Origin of the sequence: Cellulomonas fimi (genome assembly GCF_028527925.1) — a bacterium.
GTDB lineage: Bacteria > Actinomycetota > Actinomycetes > Actinomycetales > Cellulomonadaceae > Cellulomonas > Cellulomonas fimi_C.
The window spans coordinates 18058-40701 of sequence record NZ_JAPESW010000003.1 but is presented as its reverse complement, the minus strand read 5'-3'; the positions used below and the strand labels follow the sequence as shown (position 1 = coordinate 40701).

General features: G+C 76.3%; 17 protein-coding genes. 9 read left to right on the top strand and 8 right to left on the bottom strand.

The annotated features are described in order from the left end of the window. Nucleotides 1–22: 22 nt before the first annotated feature. The 6 genes from OMK64_RS02145 to OMK64_RS02120 all read left to right on the top strand — a co-directional run bounded on the left by OMK64_RS02145 (nt 23) and on the right by OMK64_RS02120 (nt 9235). Nucleotides 23–436 (top strand): TadE/TadG family type IV pilus assembly protein, encoded by a 414-nt coding sequence (locus OMK64_RS02145; RefSeq protein WP_272726324.1) that lies wholly within the window; start codon nt 23–25, stop codon nt 434–436. Further along, nucleotides 433–891 (top strand): pilus assembly protein TadG-related protein, encoded by a 459-nt coding sequence (locus tag OMK64_RS02140; protein ID WP_272726323.1) that lies wholly within the window; start codon nt 433–435, stop codon nt 889–891. The genes OMK64_RS02145 and OMK64_RS02140 overlap by 4 nt, the downstream gene beginning before the upstream one ends. Then, entirely contained in the window at nt 888–3698 is a 2811-nt protein-coding gene (locus tag OMK64_RS02135; protein ID WP_272726322.1) for a LysM peptidoglycan-binding domain-containing protein, read from the top strand. The genes OMK64_RS02140 and OMK64_RS02135 overlap by 4 nt, the downstream gene beginning before the upstream one ends. Nucleotides 3699–3793: 95 nt before the next feature. Beyond that, a complete protein-coding gene (locus tag OMK64_RS02130) occupies nt 3794–4066 on the top strand; it encodes a WXG100 family type VII secretion target (protein ID WP_272726321.1) in 273 nt (90 codons plus the stop codon). Nucleotides 4067–4138: 72 nt separating this feature from the next. Further along, nucleotides 4139–8758 carry an FtsK/SpoIIIE domain-containing protein gene (locus OMK64_RS02125; protein ID WP_272726320.1) on the top strand — a complete coding sequence of 1540 codons (4620 nt, stop codon included), beginning with the start codon at nt 4139–4141 and terminating at the stop codon, nt 8756–8758. Between the two features lie 189 nt (nt 8759–8947). Continuing rightward, nucleotides 8948–9235, top strand: a complete 288-nt coding sequence (locus OMK64_RS02120) for a hypothetical protein (RefSeq protein WP_272726319.1) — start codon at nt 8948–8950, stop codon at nt 9233–9235. A 51-nt stretch (nt 9236–9286) separates the two neighbouring features. On the opposite strand, the gene OMK64_RS02115 is transcribed toward OMK64_RS02120, so the two are convergent. The 3 genes from OMK64_RS02115 to OMK64_RS02105 all read right to left on the bottom strand — a co-directional run bounded on the left by OMK64_RS02115 (nt 9287) and on the right by OMK64_RS02105 (nt 13960). Further along, on the bottom strand, nt 9287–11539 hold the full coding sequence (locus OMK64_RS02115; RefSeq protein WP_272726318.1) for a hypothetical protein: 2253 nt from the start codon (nt 11537–11539) through the stop codon (nt 9287–9289). A gap of 75 nt (nt 11540–11614) precedes the next feature. After that, complete coding sequence (locus tag OMK64_RS02110) at nt 11615–12793, bottom strand: RtcB family protein (RefSeq protein ID WP_272726317.1); 1179 nt, start codon at nt 12791–12793, stop codon at nt 11615–11617. Between the two features lie 150 nt (nt 12794–12943). Beyond that, a complete protein-coding gene (locus tag OMK64_RS02105) occupies nt 12944–13960 on the bottom strand; it encodes a DUF3806 domain-containing protein (RefSeq protein WP_272726316.1) in 1017 nt (338 codons plus the stop codon). Between the two features lie 213 nt (nt 13961–14173). Here OMK64_RS02105 and OMK64_RS20820 point away from each other — a divergent pair, with 213 nt between their 5' ends. After that, nucleotides 14174–15169, top strand: coding sequence for a M15 family metallopeptidase (locus OMK64_RS20820; protein ID WP_272726315.1), 996 nt, complete (start codon nt 14174–14176; stop codon nt 15167–15169). A gap of 8 nt (nt 15170–15177) precedes the next feature. On the opposite strand, the gene OMK64_RS02095 is transcribed toward OMK64_RS20820, so the two are convergent. From OMK64_RS02095 to OMK64_RS02075, 5 genes are all read right to left on the bottom strand, one after another. Further along, a complete protein-coding gene (locus OMK64_RS02095) occupies nt 15178–16677 on the bottom strand; it encodes an MFS transporter (RefSeq protein ID WP_308201772.1) in 1500 nt (499 codons plus the stop codon). After that, the gene (gene ligD, locus OMK64_RS02090; RefSeq protein ID WP_272726314.1) at nt 16661–17731 is read right to left on the bottom strand and encodes a non-homologous end-joining DNA ligase; all 1071 of its coding nucleotides are present in this window, start codon (nt 17729–17731) and stop codon (nt 16661–16663) included. Before ligD ends, OMK64_RS02095 begins: the two co-directional genes overlap by 17 nt. A gap of 83 nt (nt 17732–17814) precedes the next feature. Beyond that, nucleotides 17815–18372 (bottom strand): AAA family ATPase, encoded by a 558-nt coding sequence (locus OMK64_RS02085; RefSeq protein ID WP_272726313.1) that lies wholly within the window; start codon nt 18370–18372, stop codon nt 17815–17817. 22 nt (nt 18373–18394) lie between these two features. Next, nucleotides 18395–21295 carry a helix-turn-helix transcriptional regulator gene (locus OMK64_RS02080; RefSeq protein WP_272726312.1) on the bottom strand — a complete coding sequence of 967 codons (2901 nt, stop codon included), beginning with the start codon at nt 21293–21295 and terminating at the stop codon, nt 18395–18397. Continuing rightward, nucleotides 21292–21501 (bottom strand): hypothetical protein, encoded by a 210-nt coding sequence (locus OMK64_RS02075; RefSeq protein WP_272726311.1) that lies wholly within the window; start codon nt 21499–21501, stop codon nt 21292–21294. The genes OMK64_RS02080 and OMK64_RS02075 overlap by 4 nt, the downstream gene beginning before the upstream one ends. A gap of 194 nt (nt 21502–21695) precedes the next feature. Between OMK64_RS02075 and OMK64_RS02070 the strand changes: the two genes are divergently transcribed. After that, nucleotides 21696–22061: a VOC family protein gene (locus OMK64_RS02070; RefSeq protein WP_272726310.1), complete on the top strand. Its 366-nt coding sequence runs from the start codon at nt 21696–21698 to the stop codon at nt 22059–22061. Nucleotides 22062–22204: 143 nt separating this feature from the next. Further along, nucleotides 22205–22594, top strand: coding sequence for an ATP-binding protein (locus tag OMK64_RS02065; protein WP_272726309.1), 390 nt, complete (start codon nt 22205–22207; stop codon nt 22592–22594). The last annotated feature ends 50 nt before the right edge of the window (nt 22595–22644 follow it).

The following is a 22644-nucleotide window of genomic DNA, read 5'->3' as shown; positions in this document are numbered from 1 at the left end:
GGACGGACGGAGGTGGACGACGGTGGGACGGACCGTGCGCGGCGACGACCGCGGGTCGATGGCCGTCGAGGTCGTCGTGCTGGTCCCCGTGCTGCTGCTCGTGGCGCTGCTCGTCGTCGCCGCCGGCCGGTACGTGTCCGCCGAGGGGGAGGCCGAGGCGATCGCGCGGGACGCGGTGCGCGCCGCGACGCTCGAGCGCGACAGCGCGAGCGCGCTCGCCGCCGCGCGCGCGACGGCGGTCGCCGGCACCCCGGCGTCGCTCACGTGCGACCCCGTCGACCTCGGCGGCACGTTCGCGGCCGGCCAGGTCGTGCGCGTCGACGTCGCCTGCACCGTGTCGTGGTCGGACCTCGGCATGCTCGGGCTCCCCGGGACGGTCGAGGTCGAGGCGTCGTCGGCCGCGCCCCTGGACCGGTACCGCAGGACGGGGGCGTGACCGTGCGCGACCGGCTCCCGTTCCGCGCCCCGTCCGACGAGGGGTCGGCCTCCGTCTTCGTGATCGGGATCGTGCTCGTCCTGTTCGCCGTGGTCGGCCTCGTCACGGACGGCGGCCGTGCGGTGAACGCGCGCGTCGCGATCGTCGACGACGCCGAGCAGGCGGCGCGCGCCGCGGCCAACCAGCTCGACGTCGACCACCTGCGCGCGACGGGCGAGGCGCGGATCGACCCCGCCGCCGCCCGCGACGCGGCCGTCGACTTCCTGTCCGTGCGCGGGTACGCACCGGGGCGGATGAGCGTGAGCGCCGCCGAGGACCAGGTGACCGTCGAGGTCGAGGACGTCGTGCCCACGGTCCTGCTGCAGCTCGCGGGGGTCGACACGTTCACCGTCGAGGGCAGCGCGACCGCGCGCGCGGCGGTCGGCATCGTCACCGAGATCGGGGGAGCACCGTGAACGAGACCGAGCTGCGGTCGGACCGCGAGACGGGGCCGGCCAGGTTCCTGCAGGACGACGTCCAGCAGCGGCCGCGCCACGTCGCGTCGTCGGTCCTGTCCGGCGTGCTGCTGCTCCTGCTCGTGGTGGGCGTGCCCGCCGGGCTGCTGGCGCTCGACGCCGCCCCGGCGATCCCGCGCTCGCTGCCGTCGCTCGACGCGCTGACCGGCACGATCGGTGTCGAGCAGCTCCTCGCGGTGCTCGTGTGGATCGTCTGGCTCGCCTGGCTGCAGTTCACGATCTGCACCGTGGTCGAGCTGCGGTCCGCGCTCTCGGGCGTCGGGCTGCCCGCGCGCGTCCCGCTCGCCGGGCCGAGCCAGCGGCTGGCCCGCACGCTCGTCGTGTCGGTGCTGCTCCTCGCGAGCGCGGCCGGTCAGGCGTCCGCCGCCGTGGCACCGTCGGCGCCCGTGCACAGCGAGGTCGGCGTCGCGATCACGGCGCCCGCCGTCGCGGGCGAGGTCGCGGCCGCAGTGGAGGCACCCGCGGAGGCGCAGGCCGCGCAGGGGGAGACGACGTACTGGCTCGGCGACGTCCAGCTCAGCCCCGAGGAGGGCGCCGAGCTGCTCGGCAAGCGCGTCTACGTGGTCAAGGTGCCCGACGGGCGCTACCACGACAACCTCTGGGACATCGCCGAGCGGACCCTCGGCGACGGACGCCGGTACAGCGAGGTGTTCGAGCTCAACAAGGGGCGCGACCAGCCCGACGGGCACGAGCTCACGCTCGAGCGGCTCATCTACCCGAACTGGCTGCTCGTCATGCCGGAGGACGCGACCGGCGTCGAGCGCGTCACCGCAGTCGTCACGCCCGTCGCGGCCGCACCCGAGGCCCCGGCCCCCGTCGCACCGGTTCCCGAGGAGGCGCCCCCGGCCGACGCCACCCAGGCCGCGCCCGTCGCGGACGCGGTGCACGAGTCCTCGTCGAGCACCGCGCTCCTCGTCGGCGGCGGTCTGCTCGCCGTCGGGCTGCTCGCCGCGCTGGACCGCCTGCGCCGCCGCAACCGCACGGGCGAGCCGTCGGACGACGCCGTCGAGCTCGAGGTCGCGCTGCGGGTCGGCGCCGACCCCCGCCGCGCGCTGCTGCTCGACCGTGGCCTGCGCCAGCTCGCGGCCGCCCGCCGCGCGACCGGCCGGCCCCTGCCCGGCGTCGTCGCCGCGGTCGTGTCCGACGACGCGCTCGAGCTGCGCCTGTCGCCGTCGGCGCCCGACGCGCCGGCGCCGTGGCAGGCGGCGGCCGACGGCTCGACATGGCGGCTCGCCGCCGACGACGTCGACGCGGCGCACGCGGGCGGTCCTGCCCCGTTCCCCGGCCTCGTCTCGCTGGGCCGGGACGCGCACGGCCGGGACGTCCTGCTCGACCTCGAGAGCGCGCAGGGACCCGTCTGCGTCGTCGGCGACCCGTCCGTGGCGCGCGAGGTGGCGACCGCGCTCGCCGCCGAGCTCGCGACGAACCGCTGGTCCGACGGGCTGCGGGTCACCGGTGTCGACCTGCCCGACGGCCTCGACGCGCTGCCCGGTGGCCGGTACGCCCGCGCCGCGTCCGCGGCCGACGTGCTGGACCGGCTCGGCGGACGCCGCATCGGCACGCCCGACGCCGACGTGCTCTCCGGTCGCGTGCGCCCGGACGGTTCGACGGCCTGGCTGCCCGAGTACCTCGTGCTCGGTGCCGCGCCGGCGGGTGCGCTCGCCGACCAGGTCGTCGCGCTCGCCACGACGGACCGGCGGTCGCCGCTCGGCGTCGTGTGCGTCGGCGACCTGCCCGGCGCGCGCTGGCAGCTCGTCGCGGAGCCCGACGGTCGGCTCGTCGCGCGACTGCTGGGGGTCGACGTGCAGTCGAACCGCCTCACGTCGCGGCAGGTGGCGGCCCTCGGCGAGCTGTTCACCGAGGCGCCCGAGCCCGCCCCGGCCGTCGACGCGCGGCACGGCGCGGTCGCGCACGAGGGGGCCGTGGACCGGCCCGACGTCGCGGCGCCCGTGCGGCCGCGGACCCCGGCCGACCTCGCGGCAGCGCCGGTGCGTGTCCTGGTGCTGGGCGAGCCCTCGGTCGAGGCCCCCGGCGTCGTCGACGAGAGCCGGCGCGCGCTGCTGACCGAGCTGGTCGTCTTCCTCGCGCTGCACCCGGAGGGCGTCCACGCGAACGTGCTCGCCGCCGCGCTGTGGCCGGGTGGGGTGACCGCGGAGGTGCGCGAGGGGACGCTCGAGCGGGCGGCGCGCTGGCTCGGCACCGACGCCACCGGCCGCCCCCGGCTGGTCCGCGGCGCGGACGGCCGCGTCGCGCTCGGACCGGAGGCGGTCGTCGACTGGGACGTCGTCACGACCCTGCTCGCGCGGTCGCGCGGCGCCGCGAGCCCCCAGGCCGAGCGGGCCGACCTCGCCGCCGCCCTCGAGCTGGCGAGCGGCACGGTGCTCTCGGTGCGGCCGCCGGGGCGCTACGCGTGGCTCGCGCGCGTGCGGCTCGAGCGGGCGTCGCGCGCGCTGCTGGTCGACGCGGTGCACCGGCTCGTGGTGCTGTGCCACCACGACGACGACCCGGGTGCCGCGCAGGCCGCCGCCTGGGCCGGGCTGCGCCTCGCGCCCACCGAGGAGCTGCTGTGGCGCGACCTCATGCGCGCCGCGTCGCTCGTCGGCGGGCCTGACGCCGTCCGTCAGGCAGCGGGCGACCTCGCCGCGACCCTGCGCGCGGCGGGCGCCCACGCGATGAGCCCGGCGACCCTCGCGGTCGTCGAGGACCTCGCGCCGCAGTCGTCCGAGGCCAGGGGGTCGGGCGCGTAGCACGAACGGCCCTGCCCGGCGCGGTGGGGTTTGCCGGTAATGTCCGCATGTCGCGCCGCCCGACCGGGCGGCGCTCGTACCGAGGAGGAACCACCGTGGCAGTTGGTGCCGAGCTCAGCACTCTCCAGGCGCTGTTCAAGACGTTCCAGCAGAACGCGCAGCAGGCCGCAGACATCAAGTCGCACGTCGACCAGGGCCTGAACGCCACGGAGTGGACCGGCAAGTACGCCGACGACTTCCGCGCGCTGTGGCAGGACTACCGCACGAACCTCGACCGTCTCCAGGAGGCGCTCGACGGCGCGGCGAGCGACGTGCGGACCAACCACAACAACATCGCGGCGGCCACGGGCGAGGGCGACCGCATCTGATCGACGTCACGTCCGGCCCGCCCCTCGCGGCGGGCCGGACGTGTCTGCGGCGAGGTCCGCGGCGAGAAGGGCATGGGAGTGCGACTGATCCTCAGTGCTGCGCTCGACGCGGCGTCCGAGCCGGTCGACGTCGTGCTCGACTGCGCGCCCGGCGCACGCGTGCGGGATATCGCCCGCGCGGTCGCGCAGCACACGTCGGGGGTGCACGCCCGCGTGGTGCCGCGGGGCTCGGGCCACCTCGGCGTCGTCGAGGTCCAGCCGTGGGGTCAGGACGCACCCCCGCTGTGGTGGCGGGGACGTGAGCTCGACCCCGACGAGCCGGTGGAGACCTGCCCGCTGCGGCACGGCGCGGTCGTGGGCGTCGGTGCGGACCCCGGGGACCCGTGGGACGAGCCGCTCGGCGCCTGCGAGGTGCGGATCGTGTCCGGCTTCGGCGCCGGCCGCGTGCACCGGCTCGGCGTGGGACGTCACGAGATCGGCACCGGCGCGTCGGCGTCCGTGCCCGTCGACGGGGACGTCCCGTCGTGCGCGGTCGTGCTCGAGGTCGGGCTCGACGGGTCGCGGACGCTGCACCCCGAGCCGTCGGTCCTCGGCGTCACCCGTCCCGCCCCGGCGCGACGGCGTCCGCTCGACGGACCGATCGTGGTGCGCCGCCCCGACGCGGACGCGGCGCCGCGCAAGGCGTCGAAGCGGTACGCGCGCCGCCTCGCCGACGCCCGCCGCGGGCTCGACGGCGTCGTCGAGGTCGACCCGGAGCTCGACCGCCCGCTGGTGCACGTCGACCGCACCGCGCTCGACGGCCCGCGGCCCTGGCGGCCCGGCGAGTCGCTCGTCCTGGGCGACGTCGTCCTGGAGACCGCCGACGTGCTGCCCGCCGACGCGTCGCTGTCGCCGTCGCCCGCGGGTGCGACGCTCGACTACAACCGGCCGCCCCGGCTCCTGCCGCCGCTGCGCCCCACCGACTTCCGCCTGCCGGCCGAGCCGAAGACGCCCGACAAGCTGCGTTTCCCGCTGGCGATGATGGTCCTGCCGCTCGTCATGGGCGTCGCGATGTACCTGTTCACGAAGTCGCCGTACGGCCTGGTGATCATGGTGCTGTCGCCCATGATGGCCGTGTCGAACTACGTCTCCTCGCGGGGCACGCGTCGCACGCAGCACGTCGAGGCCGTCCGCACCTACGCGGAGCGCACGGCCCGCATCGAGCGGCAGGCCTACGACGCCCTCGGTGAGGAGAGCGCCGCGCGTCGCCGCGAGCTCCCCGACCCTGCGTCGGTCCTGCTGTTCGCGACGGGCCCGCGCGCCCGGCTGTGGGAGCGGCGACGGACCGACCCCGACTGGATGCTCGCGCGGATCGGCACCGCGGACGTGCAGAGCGAGGTGTCGCTGCACGACCCGGCGCGCGAGGACCACGAGCGCGAGCGGCACTGGAGCGCCGCCGACGTGCCCGTGGCGGTCCCGCTCGCCGGTGCCGGTGTCACGGGCGTCGCAGGTCCGGCCGAGGAGCGCCGGGCGGTCGCCGCGTGGATGCTCGCGCAGGTCGTGACCGCGCACTCGCCCGCCGACGTCTCGGTCGTCGTGCTGACCGACGGCCAGGGCGACGACGCGTGGAGCTGGGTGCGCTGGCTGCCGCACGCCCGCCGGGACGCGGGCCCTGTCGCGTCGGTCGGCAACGACGAGGAGACGACCGCCCGCCGGGTCGCCGAGCTGCTCGACCTGGTCGAGCGTCGCCGGGCGGCCGCACGCGGTCACGGGACGCGGAGCGAGCCGGTGGGGGCCCCCGTCCTCGTCGTGCTCGACGGGGCCCGGCGGATCCGGCTGCTCCCGGGACTCGTGACGCTGCTGCGCGAGGGGCCGTCGGTCGGCGTGATGTTCCTCTGTATCGACGAGCAGGAACGCCAGCTCCCCGAGGAGTGCCAGGCGGTCGTCGTGGTCGACGGGCCGCGGACGACGGTGTCGGTCGCCGGTCGGCAGCCCGTCGACGGCGTCCGCGCCGACGTCGTCCCGCTCGGCTGGTTCGAGCGGCTCGGCCGGTCGCTCGCCCCGATCCGCGACATCGGCGGGGAGGACCTGACCGCGACGCTCGTGACGTCGTCCCGCCTGCTCGACGTGCTCGAGCTGGACCCGCCGCGCGCCGAGGCGGTCGCGCAGGTGTGGGCGCGCGGCGGCCGCACGACGCGCGCGGTGATCGGCGAGACGACCGACGGGCCGTTCACCGTCGACGTGCGCGCCGACGGCCCGCACGGCCTCGTCGCGGGCACCACGGGCTCGGGCAAGTCGGAGCTGCTGCAGACGCTCATCGCGTCCCTCGCGGTGGCGAACCGCCCGGACGAGATGACGTTCGTGCTCGTCGACTACAAGGGCGGCGCGGCGTTCAAGGACTGCCACCACCTGCCGCACACCGTCGGGATGGTCACCGACCTCGACGAGCACCTGACGCGGCGCGCGCTCGACAGCCTCGCCGCCGAGCTGCGCCGACGTGAGCACCAGCTCGCCGGCGCGGGCGCGAAGGACATCGAGGACTACCTCGCGGGGCGCGGTCCCGACGACGCGCCGATGCCGCGGCTCATGATCGTCATCGACGAGTTCGCCGCGCTCGTCGCGGAGCTGCCCGACTTCGTCACCGGCCTCGTCGACATCGCGCGCCGGGGCCGGTCGCTCGGCGTGCACCTGCTGCTCGCGACGCAGCGTCCCGCGGGCGTCGTGAGCGCCGAGATCAAGTCGAACACCAACCTGCGCATCGCGCTGCGGGTCACCGACAAGAACGACAGCCAGGACGTCATCGAGTCGGGCGACGCCGCCGAGATCCCCCCGAGCCTGCCCGGCCGCGCGTACGCACGGCTGGGGCACGCGAGCCTCGTCGCCTTCCAGTCGTCGCGGGTCGGGGGGCGCCCGCCGGGCGCGTCCGGCCCGGCGGACACGGTGACGCTCGCACCGCTGACGTGGGCTGACGTGGGCCGCCCGCCCGCCGTCCCGCCGCGCGTCGAGCGGGACGACGACGACGCGCCCACGGACCTGGCGGCGCTCGTCGAGGCCGTGCGCGGCGCCGCCGAGCTCGCCCACGTCGCCGCGCCTCCTCCGCCGTGGCTGCCCGCCCTGTCCACGACGGTGACGACCGCCGACCTGGCCGCGCAGGGCGGCGCCGCGCTCGCCGCGCGACCGCTGCACCTGCCGTACGGCCTGGTCGACCTGCCCGCCGAGCAGCGCCGGGACGTCGCCGGCTACGACCTGGAGAGCGCCGGCAACCTGGCCGTCGTCGGTGCCCCGCGCACCGGCCGGTCCACCGCGCTGCGCGCCCTCGCGGCGGCCGTCGCCGAGCGCGTGTCGCCGCGGGACGTGCACCTGTACGGCCTCGACTTCGGGAACAACGCGCTGCTCCCGCTCGTGGCCCTGCCGCACACCGGCGCGGTCGTGCCGCGCGACCAGCCCGACCGCGTCGCCCGGCTCACCCGGCGGCTGCGTGCCGAGATCTCGCGCCGCCAGCAGATCCTCGCCGAGCAGTCGTTCGCCGACGTCGCCGAGCAGCGCGCCGGCGTCGCGCCCGACGACCGGTTGCCGTACGTGCTGGTCCTGCTCGACCGGTGGGAGGGGTTCATCCAGGCGTTCGAGGACTACGACGCGGGGGCGCTCGTCGACCTCTGGACGCAGATCCTCCAGGAGGGGCCGGGCGCGGGCGTCAAGGTCGTCGTGAGCGGTGACCGGTCGCTGCTCGCGGGCCGTGTGTCGACGCTCACCGAGGACCGCGTCATGCTTCCGATGTCCGACGTCGGGGACTACGGCGCCGTCGGGCTGGCCCCGCGCGAGGTCCCGGCGAACCTGCCCGACGGCCGCGCGTTCCGCTCGCAGGGCAGCCAGGAGCTGCAGGTCGCCCTGCTGGTGGAGGACGCGTCGGGTCCCGCCCAGGTCGCCGAGCTGCAGCGCCTCGCCCGTGAGGCCACGGCGCGGCACGCCGCCGACCGCCGCACCGCGTCGACGCCCGCCGCGCACGTCCCGTTCCGGGTCGACCCGCTGCCCGCGCGCCTGACGCTCGCCGAGGCGCTCGCGCTCGGCGGCGACCCGCTCGGCCGCACGACGCTGCCGGCCGGCGTCGGAGGGGACTCGCTCACGCTGTTCGGGCTCGACACCGAGGAGCACGGGCCCGGGGTCCTCGTCGTCGGGCCGCGCCGGTCCGGGCGCAGCACCACGCTGCTGACGATGGGGACGTCCGCGCTCGAGCGGGGCTGGACCGTCGGGATCGTCACGCCGCGCCGCAGTCCGCTGCGCGACCTCGCCGGCCACCCCGGCGTCCTCGGGTCGCTCGACCTCGACGCGTCGCGGGACGACATCACCGCGCTGCTCGCCGGTCTCGTGCCCGCCGGGGACACCCCGACGGTGCTGCTCGTGGACGACCTCGAGCTGGTCGGCACCGACGGACCCCTCGCGGACGCGATCGTCGCGCACCTGGGCGCGCTGCGGGACCGGCCGGGTCTGGTGGTCGCGGCCGGGTCGGCCGACGAGCTGTCCAGCGGCTACCGCGGGCCGGCCGCCACCATGAAGAAGTCGCGCAACGGCCTGCTGCTCGCGCCGTCGTCGCCCAACGACGGCGACCTGTTCGGGCTGCGTCTGCCGCGGTCCGCGCTGGGTGCGGGCGTCCCCGGCCGCGGCCTGCTCGTCGGCGCGGGGTCGTGGCAGCTCGTCCAGGTGCCGACGCCCTGACGGCCCCGGCGCCCGGACGGTCCCGATGCCCTGACGGTCCGCGCGCCCTGACGGGTCCGGCGCCCTGAGCGCCCCCTCGCCTCGACGGTGCGGGCGCTCGGGAGCCGTCCCTGCGGCCCGCGCGTGCGACCCTGGGGCGTCCGCCCGACCTGAGGGCGGACGTCGTCGTGACCAGCCGGGAGGGCTGCCGTGCCGTCGTACCGCGTCCGTGCCGCCGTCGGCACGCTCCGGCCCGGCGTCGCGGCCCCCGACGTGCTGCCCGGGGCCGTCGCCGTGGCGCGGGCCCGGACGGCGGTCGAGGCGCACGACGTGGAGGTCGTGCGCGGCGAGGCCCGCGTCACCGTGCGGTACGAGGCCGACGACGACCAGTCCGCGCGACAGATCGGGTGGGCTGTCCTCGCGCGGCTCGACGAGCTCGCCGACATCAGCGGTCGCTCGGTCACGCGCCGCTACGGCGCCCGCTGGTACCGGGTCTGACGACCGTCACCGCGCGGCGACGGCGACGGCGGCGCGTCCCGGCGTCGCCCGTCAGTAGAAGTAGCCCAGGTGGTCGACGACCACGTGCGCCGGTGACGACTGCGCCGTGAGCGCGATCCTGCCGTCCGGGTCGACGCCGATCGTCGCGATGTTCGGGGAGTCCTCGTCACGGGCGTAGTTGACGGCGGACGTCGTCGGGATCGTGCCTGCTCCGGACCAGGTGACGAGCTGTCCCGGCCCCGGCGCGCGTGTCGCCGTCACGTTGACGACGTGCGCGACGGCCGGCGGCAGGTCGTCGCCGGACAGCCGCAGCGTGCTGCCGACGGCCACCGCCGAGCCCGTGGTGCGTGTGTCCGCGACCCGCGCGGTCGGGCTCGGGCGGAAGCGCAGCCCGTCGGCCAGCGTCCCGTCGTCGTACCAGCCCTGGACGTCGACGATGACGTGCACCGATCGCTCGCTGCCGTTGTGGATCGCGAACGAGGGCGACGTGCGTGGTGCGTCCCTCACCGGCACGACGGCGTGGTTCGCGACCGTCTGGCCGGCGGCGAAGTTCACGTTGGACACGCCGGGCACCGTCCCGGTGCCGTCCCACACGACGAGGTGGCCGGCAGCCTGAGGCTCCGTCACGGTGATGTTCACGTCGACGGCCGTGAGCTCCCGCTCCGGCCACCACTGGGGGACGTCCACGTAGACCCTGATGGTCTCCCCGGAGAACACCGGCTCCGGATACCACGCGCGCCTGTCGACCCGGGTGTCGAGCTCCCGCGTCGGGGCGATCGGGTGGTACAGCGCGCCATCCACGCCGTCGCTCGTCGAGTAGTAGCCCTGGACGTCGACGATCAGGTGCGTGCGCCCGGCGTCGTTGTACAGCGCGACGCGGCCGTCCTCGCCGAGCGGGACGATCACCTGGTTGGGCCGGGTCTGCCCCCGAACGAGGTTGAGCGAGGAGGTGCCCGGCAGCGGGTCGCCCGCGGGCCAGACGCGCACGTGGGTCGGCTCGGTCGCCTCCGTGCCCGTCACGTTGAGGATGACCGCGCTGACGCCGGTCCGCGGTACGTGCCCGCCGGCGGTCGGGTCGAACGTGAGCGTGCCCCGCGGTCCGAGCGGGCCGCTGCGTCCGCCGACGCCGGACCGGGTGTCGAGGACGCGCACCGGGTCGATCGGGACGAGCTCGCCGTCGGCCCCGACGGGGACGGGCAGCGCGCGCCCGGTCGCCGGTGCGGACGGAGCGGTCACGAGGTCCGCGGTGACGGCGACGGCCCGGTACGTGTAGGTGGTGCCCTCGACGACGCCGGTGTCCGTCCACGGCATGGCGACGTCGTGCGCGACCTCGGCCTCGGCCACGCCGTCGGCGGACCGCAGCACCCGGAACCGCGGGCTCGTCGACGGCTCGCGCAGCGACACCACGATGCCGCCGCGCTGGGGCGTCGCGCGGATGCTCGGGGTCAGCGGCACGGGCACGGCGCGCATGCCGATCCGGGTCCGCGCGTAGCCGAGCGGGGACTGGTCCGGGGTCTGCAGGACGCCGTAGAAGGAGCTCACGCCGTCGGACGGGATCTGGACGTCGACCGTGCACTGCTCGCCCGCGGCGAGCGTCCGCCCGGCGCACCCGTCGCGCGTGACGACCGGCGTCGCTGGATTGGTCGTGGCCCTGTCGGGAAGGAACGTCGCGCCGTACGTCTGTGCGGCCGTCCCGGCGTTCGTCACGGTGACCTGCCCCTGCGCCATCCGTCCGGCCGGCGTGTCCCCAGCGTCGAACCCCTCCGTGCGGGTGAACGCGTAGGGCACGTCGCTGCGCCACCGCAGCGCCGCGTGCAGGTCCGCGGCCGCGCCCTCGCACCTCGTCACCGCAAGGTCGACCGCGGCCCCGGTGAGCTCTCCGGCGGCGTCACGGGAGACCGCCAGCACGTCGACCGTCCCGGCCGGGTCGCACTCCGCGTAGCTGCGGGTGAGGGCCACGTGCACCGTGCCCGGGACGTCGGCGTCACCGATGGCGTAACGGCCCGGCGTCAGTCGCGGCGCGGAGGGCGGCGCGACGATCCGCAGCTCCACCGGACGGTCGGGGTCCGTCCGTGCGGCCACCACCTCGTCGCGCCCGGCTGCCCCCGCCCCGATGGTGAGACCCGTCTGCGCCGTCGCCTGCTCGTGCCACCACCAGGCGAGCGACCCGCCGGTCTGGCTCTGCACCGCGAGCACGTCGTCGGGGGGCACCGACGCGGACGCGGCAGCAGCGGGGCCGAGCGCGCCCGCGAGGAGCACGGACACGAGCACGGGGGCGAACGCGGTGGCGCGACGGCGGGGCACGAGCAGGAGCGTAGGGCCCGCCCGTGCCCCGCGGGGCTGGTTCGACGCCGTGGGGGACGGAACCGCACCTCCGGGTCAGTCGCCCTTGACGTTGACGAGCTGACGCAGGACGTGCCGGACCTCGACGAGGTCGGCGGCGTCGGCCATGACCCGGTCGATGTCCTTGTAGGCGGCCGGGATCTCGTCGAGGAACGCGTCGGTGTCGCGGTACTCGATCCCGGCCATGGCCGCGCGGAGCTGGTCGCGCGTGAACAGCTTCCGCGCCGCGGTCCGGGAGTGCTCACGCCCGGCGCCGTGCGGCGACGAGCAGAGCGACAGCGGGTCGCCCTTGCCGACGACGACGTACGACGCCGTGCCCATCGACCCGGGGATGAGCCCGGGGTCGCCGGCGCGGGCCCGGATGGCGCCCTTGCGGGACACCCACACGGACTTGCCGAAGTGCGTCTCCTGCTCCGTGAAGTTGTGGTGGCAGTTGACGCGCTCCGCCTCGGCGACGTCCTCGCCCATGTGCTCGGCGATCGCGGCGACGACCCGGTCCATCATCTCCTCGCGGTTGAGCCGCGCGAACTCCTGCGCCCACCGCAGCTCACGCACGTAGGCCCAGAACTCGGGCGTCCCCTCGACGAGGTAGGCGAGGTCGCGGTCGGGCAGGGGGATCCACCACTTCTGGCACAGCTCGGCGGCGACGCGGATGTGGTGCTGCGCGATCTTGTTGCCGACGCCCCGGGACCCCGAGTGGAGGAACAGCCAGACGGTGCCGGTCTCGTCGGCGGTCACCTCGATGAAGTGGTTGCCGGAGCCGAGCGACCCGAGCTGCAGCGCCCACCGGCCCGCGTACGCGCCGGGGTCGAAGCCCGCCTTCTCCGCGGCGGCCTCGAGCGTCGCGACGCGCGCCTCTGCGCTGGGCGTCAGGCGCTGGTTCGCGGCACCCGCCGACAGCGGGACGGTCCGCTCGATCCGCTGCCGCAGCGGCGTGAGGGACCCGGCGGCGCGGACCTGCTCGACCGTCCACTGCGTGCGGACGGCGATCATGCCGCAGCCGATGTCGACGCCGACGGCCGCGGGGATGAGCGCGCCGAGGGTCGGGATCACCGAGCCGACGGTGGCGCCCTTGCCGAGGTGCGCGTCGGGCATGAGCGCGACGTGCGGGTAGACGAACGGCATGGTGGACGTGGCGACGGCCTGGTCGCGGGCCTTGTCGTCGAGGATCGAGGCCCAGGAGACCAGCGTCTTCGTGAGGTGCTGGCGTGTCATGGTCGGCGATCCTGGCAGCGGGGTCCGGGAGTGTCGCCCTCATTGTCGCCCCGCTCACCCGACCGGTCGCGCGCACGGAGCGGGGCCGACGGTGCAGCCAGCGCCGGACGAGGACGATCGCCGAGCGGCCGTCGGGCCCGGCGCGCCGGGTCAGAGGAGCGGGTCGCCCTGGCCCACGATCATCGGCTCGCCGACGGCACGCGGTGCGCGCGCCCGCCCCTCGCCGCCGGTCTTCGCGGGGGCGTAGCGGTGACCGACGACCATGCTCGGCCGGCCGGGGCCCGACGCCTCGACGACGACGGCGTGCGTGCCCGGCTCGTCGCCCGGCAGCTGGTCCTCCCACGCGACGACGGCGGAGACGGCGCCCGACGCCCGGACCCAGGCGCGCGCCCGGTCGGCGGACTCCCGGGAGTCGCCGGGGAACGTCTGGACGACGCGGTGCACGCCGTCGTGGGTCATCGCGAACGTCACGAGCGGGCACTCGCCGCCGAGGACGGCGTCGAGCGCGTGCTCGAGCGCCCGCAGCCCGAGGTCCTGGGTCGCGGGCGACGGCGGCTCGGGCAGGTCGCCCGGCGTGCGGTACCCGCTGGACGGCTCGGTGGCCGCCGCGTCGGCGTCGGGCTGCGGCGCGGTGCGGCGGGGGAGTGCGGGCGCGGGGGCCGGGGTGCGCTGCTGCGGCACCTCGAAGGCGGGCGTGGGGTCGGCGGCGTCGTCCGCGTGCAGACCGGAGACCGCGAGGTGCGCGGCGGCCGCGGTGACGTAGCCGGACGCCCAGTCGGGTGTGACGCCGATGTCCCACCGTGCGCGGATGTCGTCGAGCGGGAGCACGGCCGCCTCGCCGTCGGGCGACACGACGCACGGCGTCGGCGCGGGGCCGGCGGTCCGCAGCACCCAGTGGGCACCCGGTGCGCGCGCGACGACGAGGTCACCGACGACGACGCCCAGCGCGGCGACGACGCCCTCGGGCACGGTGGCACGCGCGTCGTCCGCCCACCCCGTGTACGTCTCGTGCACCAGACGGGACACCGCGGCGACGTCCGTGACGTCGGTGCGGCTGCGCTGGACGTGGGCGCGGAGGCTGTCCAGGTGGCCCTGCTCGCCGACCGTGAGAGGGCGCAGGCCGGGCATGGTCGCGGCCTGCGCGGGGGACGTCCGGTCCTCGCTCATACCGGGTGGATCGTCGGCCGGGCGCGGGCTCTTGAGACGGCGGCCGGCGGTTCCTCCGTATGGCGGGCGTGACCTGCGTGCTTGCGCTCGGTGACGCGCGGCCGGTGGGCGAGGCCGCGCGGGCGTGGTTAGCCTGGCCGCCGAACGACGGCGCACGTACCGCCGTCCTCGTCCCCGGGAGCCAGCATCCAGGTCCGTCTCGTCGCCGCCGCGGTGGCCGCCGTCGTCCTCGTCGGCGGCGGTGCGGGCGCGTGGGCGCACGTCGACCGGCGGGAGCGCGAGCGCGACGAGCAGGCGGCGGTGGTCCGTGTCGACGACGCCGTCGGGTCGTGGGACGGGGACGTCAGCCTGTGGGGCGCGTCGGACGCGGCGGTCGGGCGCGCGGTCACGGTGACGACGCGCGACGCGGCGGGTGCGGCGCTCGCGGCGGTCGCCGAGCAGGCCCGGTCGACGCTCGCGGCGACGGAGGGGAAGGTCGAGGACGACGCGGTCCGCCAGGCGCTCGCGGCGGTGCTCGCCGAGGCGGACGCGGCCTCCGCGGCGCCCGGTGCGTCCGTCGCGACGGCCCGTCGGGTCGCGGCGAGCCTCGCGGCCGCGGACGCGACCGTCGCGCAGGCGCACACGCAGTGGCAGCAGGCGCAGGACGCGGCCGCGGCACGCGCGGCCCGTCCGGCGGCGCCGTCCGGCGGGAGCGCGAGCGGCAGCGGCCCCGGCGGCGGGAAGGCGCCCCCGTCGTGCGAGACCACGTACAACGGTCCGCCGTTCTACACGTCGCCCGCGACCGACGGCGGCGACGGGTCCAACGGGAAGCTGCCGCCGTCGGCGCTCACCGCGGTGTCGTGGGACGTCGACCCGCGCGGCACGCCGTACTACCTGCGCAATGACGCGACGGCCGCGCTCGAGCGCCTCAACGTCGCGTTCCGTGCGCGGTTCGGGCACGACCTCGACCTGGACCTCACCTACCGCGACTACGCGACGCAGGTCGCGATGCGCGAGGCCCTCGGCACGGTCGCGGCGGTGCCGGGCACGTCGTCGCACGGGACGGGCCTCGCGATGGACGTCCCCGAGCTGCCGTGCGAGTACGGCTGGGGCACGCCGCAGCGGGACTGGCTGGTCGCGAACGGGCCGTCGTACGGGTGGGTCGTGCCGTCCTGGGCGCGGCAGAACGGCTCGAACCCTGAGTACTGGCACTTCGAGTACCGCGGCTGAGGCGCCGGTCAGCCGGCGTCGCGGTCGGCGGGCGGGCGGACCGCGTCGGCGGACGACGGCACCGTGCACCAGGAGACGACGCCCCCCGCGGCGAGGAGCCCGGCGCACACGAGCATCGCCACGCGGTGCGCGTCGACGAGCGTCGCGGGGTCGGTGAGCCCGGCGCTGCCGACGCCCGCGACCAGCGGCAGGACGGCGATCCCGAGGAGGCCGGCGACGCGCGCGACCGCGTTGTTGACCCCCGACGCGACCCCCGCCAGACGGTCGGGCGCCGACGCGAGCGCGGTCGTCGTGAGCGGTGCGACGACGACCGCGAGGCCGAGGCCGAACAGCAGGACGCCCGGCAGGACCGCCGTCAGGTAGGGCGCCGACGGGCCGATCCCGGCGAGCAGCACGGTCGCGACGGCGCAGACGAGCGGGCCGACGGTCATCGGCAGTCGCGGCCCGAGCCGCACGCCGAGCGCCCCCGACGTCGACGACAGCAGCAGGAGGAGCAGCGTGACCGGCACCGGGGCGAGCCCCGCGGCGAGCGGCGAGTAACCCGACACCACCTGGAGCGTGACGACCAGGAAGAAGAAGACGCCTGACAGCGCCGCGTACACGACGAGCGTCGCCGCGTTCGTGCCGGCGAACGGGCGCCAGCGGAACAGGCGCGGCGGCACGAGGGGCGCGGCCGCGCGGGACTCGACGACGACGAAGGCGACGAGCGCCAGCACGCCGGCGGCGAGCACCGCAGCGACCCCGGGGCGCAGGGCGCCGTCCTCCGTCCACGCCGTGAAGGCCCACGTCAGCGCCGCCAGCCCGAGCGCGGCGAGCGCCGTCCCCGCGACGTCGAGCCGTCGCACGGCACCCGGGTCGAGGGTCTCGGGGACGGCCCGCAGCGCGACGACCACGACGACCGCCGCGATCGGCAGGTTGATGCCGAACACCCACCGCCACGACGTGACCTCCACGATCCAGCCGCCGAGGAACGGTGCGACCGCACCCGCGATGCCGCCCAGCCCGGACCACGCGCCGATGGCCCGGCCCCGGTCCTCGCCCGCGAACGTCGACTGGATGATCGCGAGCGAGCCGGGTGTGAGCAGCGCCCCGCCGACGCCCTGTAGCGCGCGGGCCGCGACGAGCAGCCCGACGGTCGGCGCGAGCGCGCACGCGAGCGACGCGACCGCGAACCAGACGACGCCGACGAGGAACACCCGCCGCCGCCCGAACCGGTCGCCCAACGAGCCTCCGAGCAGCAGGAACGCCGCGAGCGTCAACGCATAGCCGTTGACGGTCCACTGCAGGTCGGCGGTCGTCGCGTCGAGCTCGTCCGCGATGCGCGGCAGGGCGATCGTGACGACGGTCGCGTCGATGAACGCGATCGCCGACCCGAGCACCGTCGCGACGAGCACCCACCGCCCGCGTGCCGACCGGTACTCGACGACCGTCGACGCGCCCGCGCCGCCGCCAGGTCCCGTGCCCGCGTCGGGCCGCCTGGCCCCGGAGTCGTCAGCGGGGCCTGTCACGGTCGCGGCTGGGCTGGACCCGCTTCGGCTCACCGGGCATCTTCGGGTACTCGGGCGGGTAGGGGAGGTCTCCGTGGCCCTCGTCGCGCTCCTGCTTGTCGGCGAGCTCGAGCAGCGACTCGATCGACCAGCGCGGGGCGGCCCGGGCGACGAGCGGCGCGAACAGGTCGCCGACCTCGGCGAACCGCGCGGGCATCGTCGTGACGTCGAAGTCGTCGGGGTGCACGTCGCCGACCTCGTCCCAGCGCAGCGGTGCGGACACGGTCGCGCGCGGGTTCGTGCGGATCGAGTAGGCGGAGGCGATCGTGCGGTCGCGGGCCATCTGGTTGTAGTCGACGAAGATCTTCTGGCCGCGCTCCTCCTTCCACCACTTCATCGTGACCTGCTCGGGCATGCGGCGTTCGAGCTCGCGGCCGAACGCGATGGTCGCGCGGCGTGCATCGGTGAACGACCAGCGCGGCTCGATCGGCACGAAGACGTGGATGCCGCGCCCGCCGGACGTCTTGGGCGTGCCCTCCATGCCGTGCTCGGCGAGGAGCTCGCGCACGTGCGGTGCGACGCGCGCGGCGTCGGAGAAGTCGGTGCCGGGCTGCGGGTCGAGGTCGATGCGGATCTGGTCGGGGGAGTCGACGTCGTCGCCGAGCACCGGCCAGGGGTGGAACGTGAGCGTCCCGAGGTTCGCGGCCCACGCGACGACCGCGAGCTCGCTCGGGGCGACCTCGTCGGCGGTCCGGCCGCTCGGGAACGCGATGCGGGCGGTCCGCACGTAGTCCGGGGCACCCTGCGGGACGCGCTTCTGGTAGAACGCGTCTCCCGTCGAGTCCATGCGGGTCGCGAGCTTGGCCCCCTCGAACACGCCCTTCGGCCAGCGCTCGAGCGTCGTCGGGCGGTCGAGCAGCGCGCCGAGGATCCCGTCGCCCACGGACACGAAGTACTGCACGACGTCGAGCTTCGTCAGGCCCCGCTCGGGGAAGTACACCTTGTCGGGGCTGCTCACGCGGACCGTGCGGCCGCGCACGTCGAGCTCGACCGCGGGCGTCTTCGACGGTGACATGCGCCCCACGGTAGGGCCGCCCCCCGACACGCGCCCGTGCAGGTCGGCGCGTCGCCGGACCGCGACCGCGCGACGGGGAGGTCTCAGGCGGTCGCCGCCGACGCGGGCGCGTCGCCCGGTGCCGGCACCCCCCGACCGTCCACCACCTGCCGGGCGGCCTGCGCCGGGGTGAGGTGCGTCGTGTCGACGACCTCCGCCGCGGCGTGCAGCCAGGTGCGGGCGGCCTCCGCGTAGGCGTCGACGTACTGCAGGCGGAACGGCGACGGCACGGCGTGCTCACCCGCGATGCGCGCGAGCAGCGTCTCGCGATCGGCGTGCAGCACGACGTGCCGGACCGGGATGCCGTGCTCCGCGAGCCCGTCGGCGATCTCGCGCCAGTAGGCCTCGACCAGGACCGTCATCGGCATCACGAGCGTCCCGCCCGTGTAGTCCAGCACGCGTCGGGCGGTGTCCACGACGAGCGGGCGCCACGGGTCCCAGTGCTGGAAGTTGTCCGTCGCGGGGAGGCCAGGCGAGACGTCCATGAGGGTCTCGCCGACCTTCTCCGCGTCGAGCACGTGGGAGTCCGGCAGGAGCTGCTGCACGAGTGCGGCGGTCGTCGTCTTGCCGACGCCGTGGGTGCCGTTGAGCCACACGATCACGAGGACCGACCGTAGCGTCCCGTCACACGTCGGAACCGATGAGCCCTCGCTGGTGCGCGACCGACACGGCCTCGGCGCGCCCGGACACCCCGAGCTTCGCGAGCAGGTTCGAGATGTGCACCGACACCGTCTTGCCGGAGATGAAGAGCTTCTCGCCGATCTGCCGGTTCGACAGGCCCTGCGCGACGAGCCCGAGCACCTCGACCTCGCGCGCGGTCAGGACGTCGGCGCCCGCGACCCGGACGCCCGGCAGGTCGAGCCGCCCGCGCCGCGCGAGCCCACGCACGGCGGTCGCCAACGGGACCGCGCCCATCGCGTCCGCCTCGGCGAGCGCGGTGGCCGCCTCGTCACGTGCCGCGTCGCGGTCGCCGTGCTCGAGCAGCGCCTCCGCGAGCCGCCAGCGCGTGCGCGCCGTCTCGTAGCGGTGGCCGTACCCGAACTCCTCGAGCGTCGCGCGCCACGTCTGCGGGTCGTTCGTGCCGACCAGCCGGCCGTGCTCCGCGTGCGCGCGCAGCAGCCACGCGCGCCCCTCGGGCCCCAGCACGCCACCGCGCGGGCGGCCGCGGTCGGCCGTCGTGCGGGCGCGGTCGAGCAGCCGGTCGCCGAGCGCGACGCGCGCGGTCACGTCGCGCCCGAGCAGGCGCTCCTGCGCGGCGGCGTCGGCAAGCGCCGACAGCGCGAGCGCGGACAGCCAGATGCCGCCGAGGAAGTAGTCGCTCCACTCCCGGCCGAGGTGCTCGATGACGCGCAGCGCGAGGTCGACCGCCTCGTCGAGCTCGCCCCGCCACGTGAGGGCGTCGACCGTGCAGCCGCCGCCGACGAGCGCGACGATCCCGTCGCGCGACCAGTGCGCCTCCAGGGCCCGTCCGCGCTCGACCGCGTCGTCGTCACCGCGCGCGACCGCCGCGTAGAGCGTCATGAGCCGCTCGGTCGGCGCCAGCGGCTCGGGGATGTCGGTCCGCACCGGCCCCGGCGACAGGTCGCCCTGCACGAACCGGAACAGGTGCCCGAGCATGAGCATCTCGATCGCGTACGTGCTCCACAGCATCCCCGACGACCGGGCGCGCTCGACTGCCTCGTCGCCGATCTCCGTCGCGCGCGCGACGTCGCCCGCGTAGTAGCGGTTGTTCGCGAGGTTGTACATGGTCCGCAGCTCGGTCGACAGGTCGCCCGACCGGCGAGCGAGCACGAGCGCGTCCGCGAGCAGCCCGGCGGCGCGGTCCTTGTCGTCCACCACGAGCACGGCGAGCGTCGTGAGCGCGTCCGCCTCCGCGTCGACCGCGCCGGCGTCCCGCGCGACGGCGACCGCCTCGCCGGCGGCCTGCTCCGCCTCGTCGTCCTCGTCGCAGTTGAGCGCCGCGCGCGCGTACGTCGCGAGCGCCCACGCGCGCTGCGCGGACGGCTCCGGCAGCCGCTCGACCGCCAGCCGCGCGACGCCCATCGCCTCGCGGCCTCGCTCGGCGCTCGTGAGGTGACGCGCGAGGCACGTGCGCAGCGCGGCCTGCCGGGTCGGGTCACCCGCGGCCTCGTCGACCGCCGCGCGCGTCAGCTGGATGGCGCGGTCGAGCTGTCCGGCCTTGCCGGCGGCCGTCGCGGCCGCGTCGAGCACCGCGACGTGGTCGTCGTCGAGCGTCGCGGTCGTCTCCGGCACCGCCTGCCACAGGCGCAGCACGACCTCGAGGTGGCGCAGCTCCTCGACGGGCGCGAGCAGGTCGTGCGCCTGCCGGGCTGCCTCGCGCGACGCCGTGAGCGCGGTCGGCAGGTCGGGCGCGCGCAGCGCGTGCCAGGCGAGCTGCGACGCCGTCCCGAGCGACGGGTCGTCGTGCAGCGCGCGCAGGTAGGCGCGGTGCAGCGCGGACTGCTCGCCCGGCAGCAGGTCCGCGTACACGGCCTCGGCGAGCAGCGCGTGCCGGAACGCGATGTGCCAGCCGTCGCCGACCAGCACGTGGTGCGCGACCGCCTCCCGCAGCGCGGCGTCGAGCGCGCCCGGCGGCGCGAGGTCGGGGTGGCCGTTCGCCGCGACCGCAGCGCGCAGCAGCGGCTCCGTGACGCGCCGGCCCGCGGCCGCCGCGACGCGGGCGAGGTGCTGCACGGCGGGGTCCAGCACCTCCAGACGCGTGCGCAGGACGTCGGCGAGCGACCACGGCAGCGTGTCGCCGTCCGCGCCCGCCTCCACGAGCTCCTCCGCGAAGTACGCGTTGCCCTCCGAGCGGTCGAGCACGCTGCGCAGCGTCGCGTCCGGCAGCGGGCCGCCCGCGACCGCGGCGGCGAACTCGCGCAGCTCGTCCTCGTCGAACGGCGGCAGGTCGAGCCGGGACACCCGCGGGTGCCGCACGAGCTCCGCCGCGACGGGGCGCCAGGGGTGGCGGCGGTGCAGGTCGTCCGTCCGGTACGAGCCGACGATCAGCACGTGCTGGTCGCGCAGCCGGGACACCGCGAACCGCAGCACGTCGCGCGACGACGCGTCCGCCCAGTGCAGGTCCTCGAGGACGAGGAGCAGCGGGTGCTCGGCCGACCCGACGGCGGCGAGCACCTCCACGACGCCGTCGAACAGCTGCAGGCGACCGGAGGCGTCGTCCGCAGGGCCGTCGACGACCTCGGCGCCGGGCAGCAGCCGGCGCAGCGCCGGTCGCTGCGCCACGACCGCGTCGACGGCCTCCGGGTCGAGCTCGCGCAGCTGGACCAGCGCCTCGGTGAACGGCAGGTACGGCAGACCCATCTCGCCGAGGTCGACGCAGTGCGCCAGCACGACGCGCGCGCCGTCGGCCGCGGCCAGGTCGGCGACGTGCCGCAGCAGCCGCGACTTGCCGACCCCGGCGTCGGCCGCCAGCAGGACGGCTGCGGGGTCGCCCGCAGCCGCGCGGCGCAGGCCCTCCGTCAGCTCGGAGACCTGCGCCGCGCGGGCGACGAACGGTGTGCTCATCGGGCCACGTGCCACGCCCCCGATCCTCGCAGCAGCCACCCACGCACCGCTTCCCCCCGGCGGTGGCCGGGGCGGGCGGTGCGCCGGTCGGCGACCACGGGACGGGTCGTGCCGCGCGCCGCCTCCCGCGGACGCGCGGCCTGCACGAGCTGCTCGCGGCGGAACGCGAGCTCGGCGTCGAGCGCCGGTCCCCAGAGCTCGGTCATGGTGTCCTCCTCCTCGCGATGCCTTCTCCGACGACCTTGACGATGCTCGTGAGGCCCCCCGGTCCGGATCGGTCGGTCGACGGGTCCTGGCGACCGGATCGGGGTGAGGCGCGTCTGAGGTACCTCAGACGCCGCGTGACCAGCGGCGACGTCGGGGTCTGTCCAGTGCGCGCGGCGCGCGGGAGCATGGGCCCATGAGCCTCGTGCAGGTGGCGCAGCGCGCCACGGACCTCGACCGCGCCGCGGCCTTCTACACCGACCTGCTCGGGCGCGGACCGACCGCACGGTTCGACCCGCCCGGCCTGCTGTTCTTCGACCTCGACGGCGTCCGCCTGCTGCTCGACACCGGGGCGCCCTCGGCGCTGCTGTACCTGCGCGTCGACGACGTGGCGGCCACCGTCGAGCGGCTCCGGGCCGCGGGCGTCCCCGTCGAGGGCGAGCCCCACGTCATCTTCCGGCACGACGACGGCACCCTCGGGCCGGCCGGCACCGACGAGTGGCAGGCGTTCGTCCGCGACCCCGACGGCAACCTCGTGGGCCTCGTCGAGCACCGCTCCTGACCAGCGTCGTTGTGCAGGTCATGTGCACGTCACCCGGACGCGTCGGCGTCCGCCCGGCGCGACGGCGGACGTTCGGGCACCCTTGACGGGTGGGTGACGTGCGAGACCTGAGGAGCGCCGCGAGCCTCCGGCGGGAGTGGCGGGTGGACGACGAGGTCGTCGTGCGCGCCGAGCGCTCCGCGCCGCGAGCCGCGCGGCACTGGGTCATGCGGACCGTGGCCGACGCCGGCGTGACCGGTGCGGTCAACCAGGTGGTCGAGCTGCTGACGGGCGAGCTCGTGTCGAACGCGGTGCTGCACGGGCCGTCCGAGGGTCTCGTGCACGTGCACGTGAGCGTCGGGCAGCGCACCGTGCGGGTCGGCGTGACCGACGACGGCGGCGGCCACCCCACCGTGTCGCACCCCGAGCCGACGGCTCCGAGCGGCCGCGGTCTGGCGCTCGTCGAGGCGCTCGCGGAGTCGTGGGGGACCACCGCGCGGGCCGACGGTCACCCCGGCAAGACGGTCTGGTTCGAGCTCGACATCGCCGACTGACCGCCCCTCGGGACGTCGGCACCGGGTCTGGCCTGCGGCTCGGCGATGCG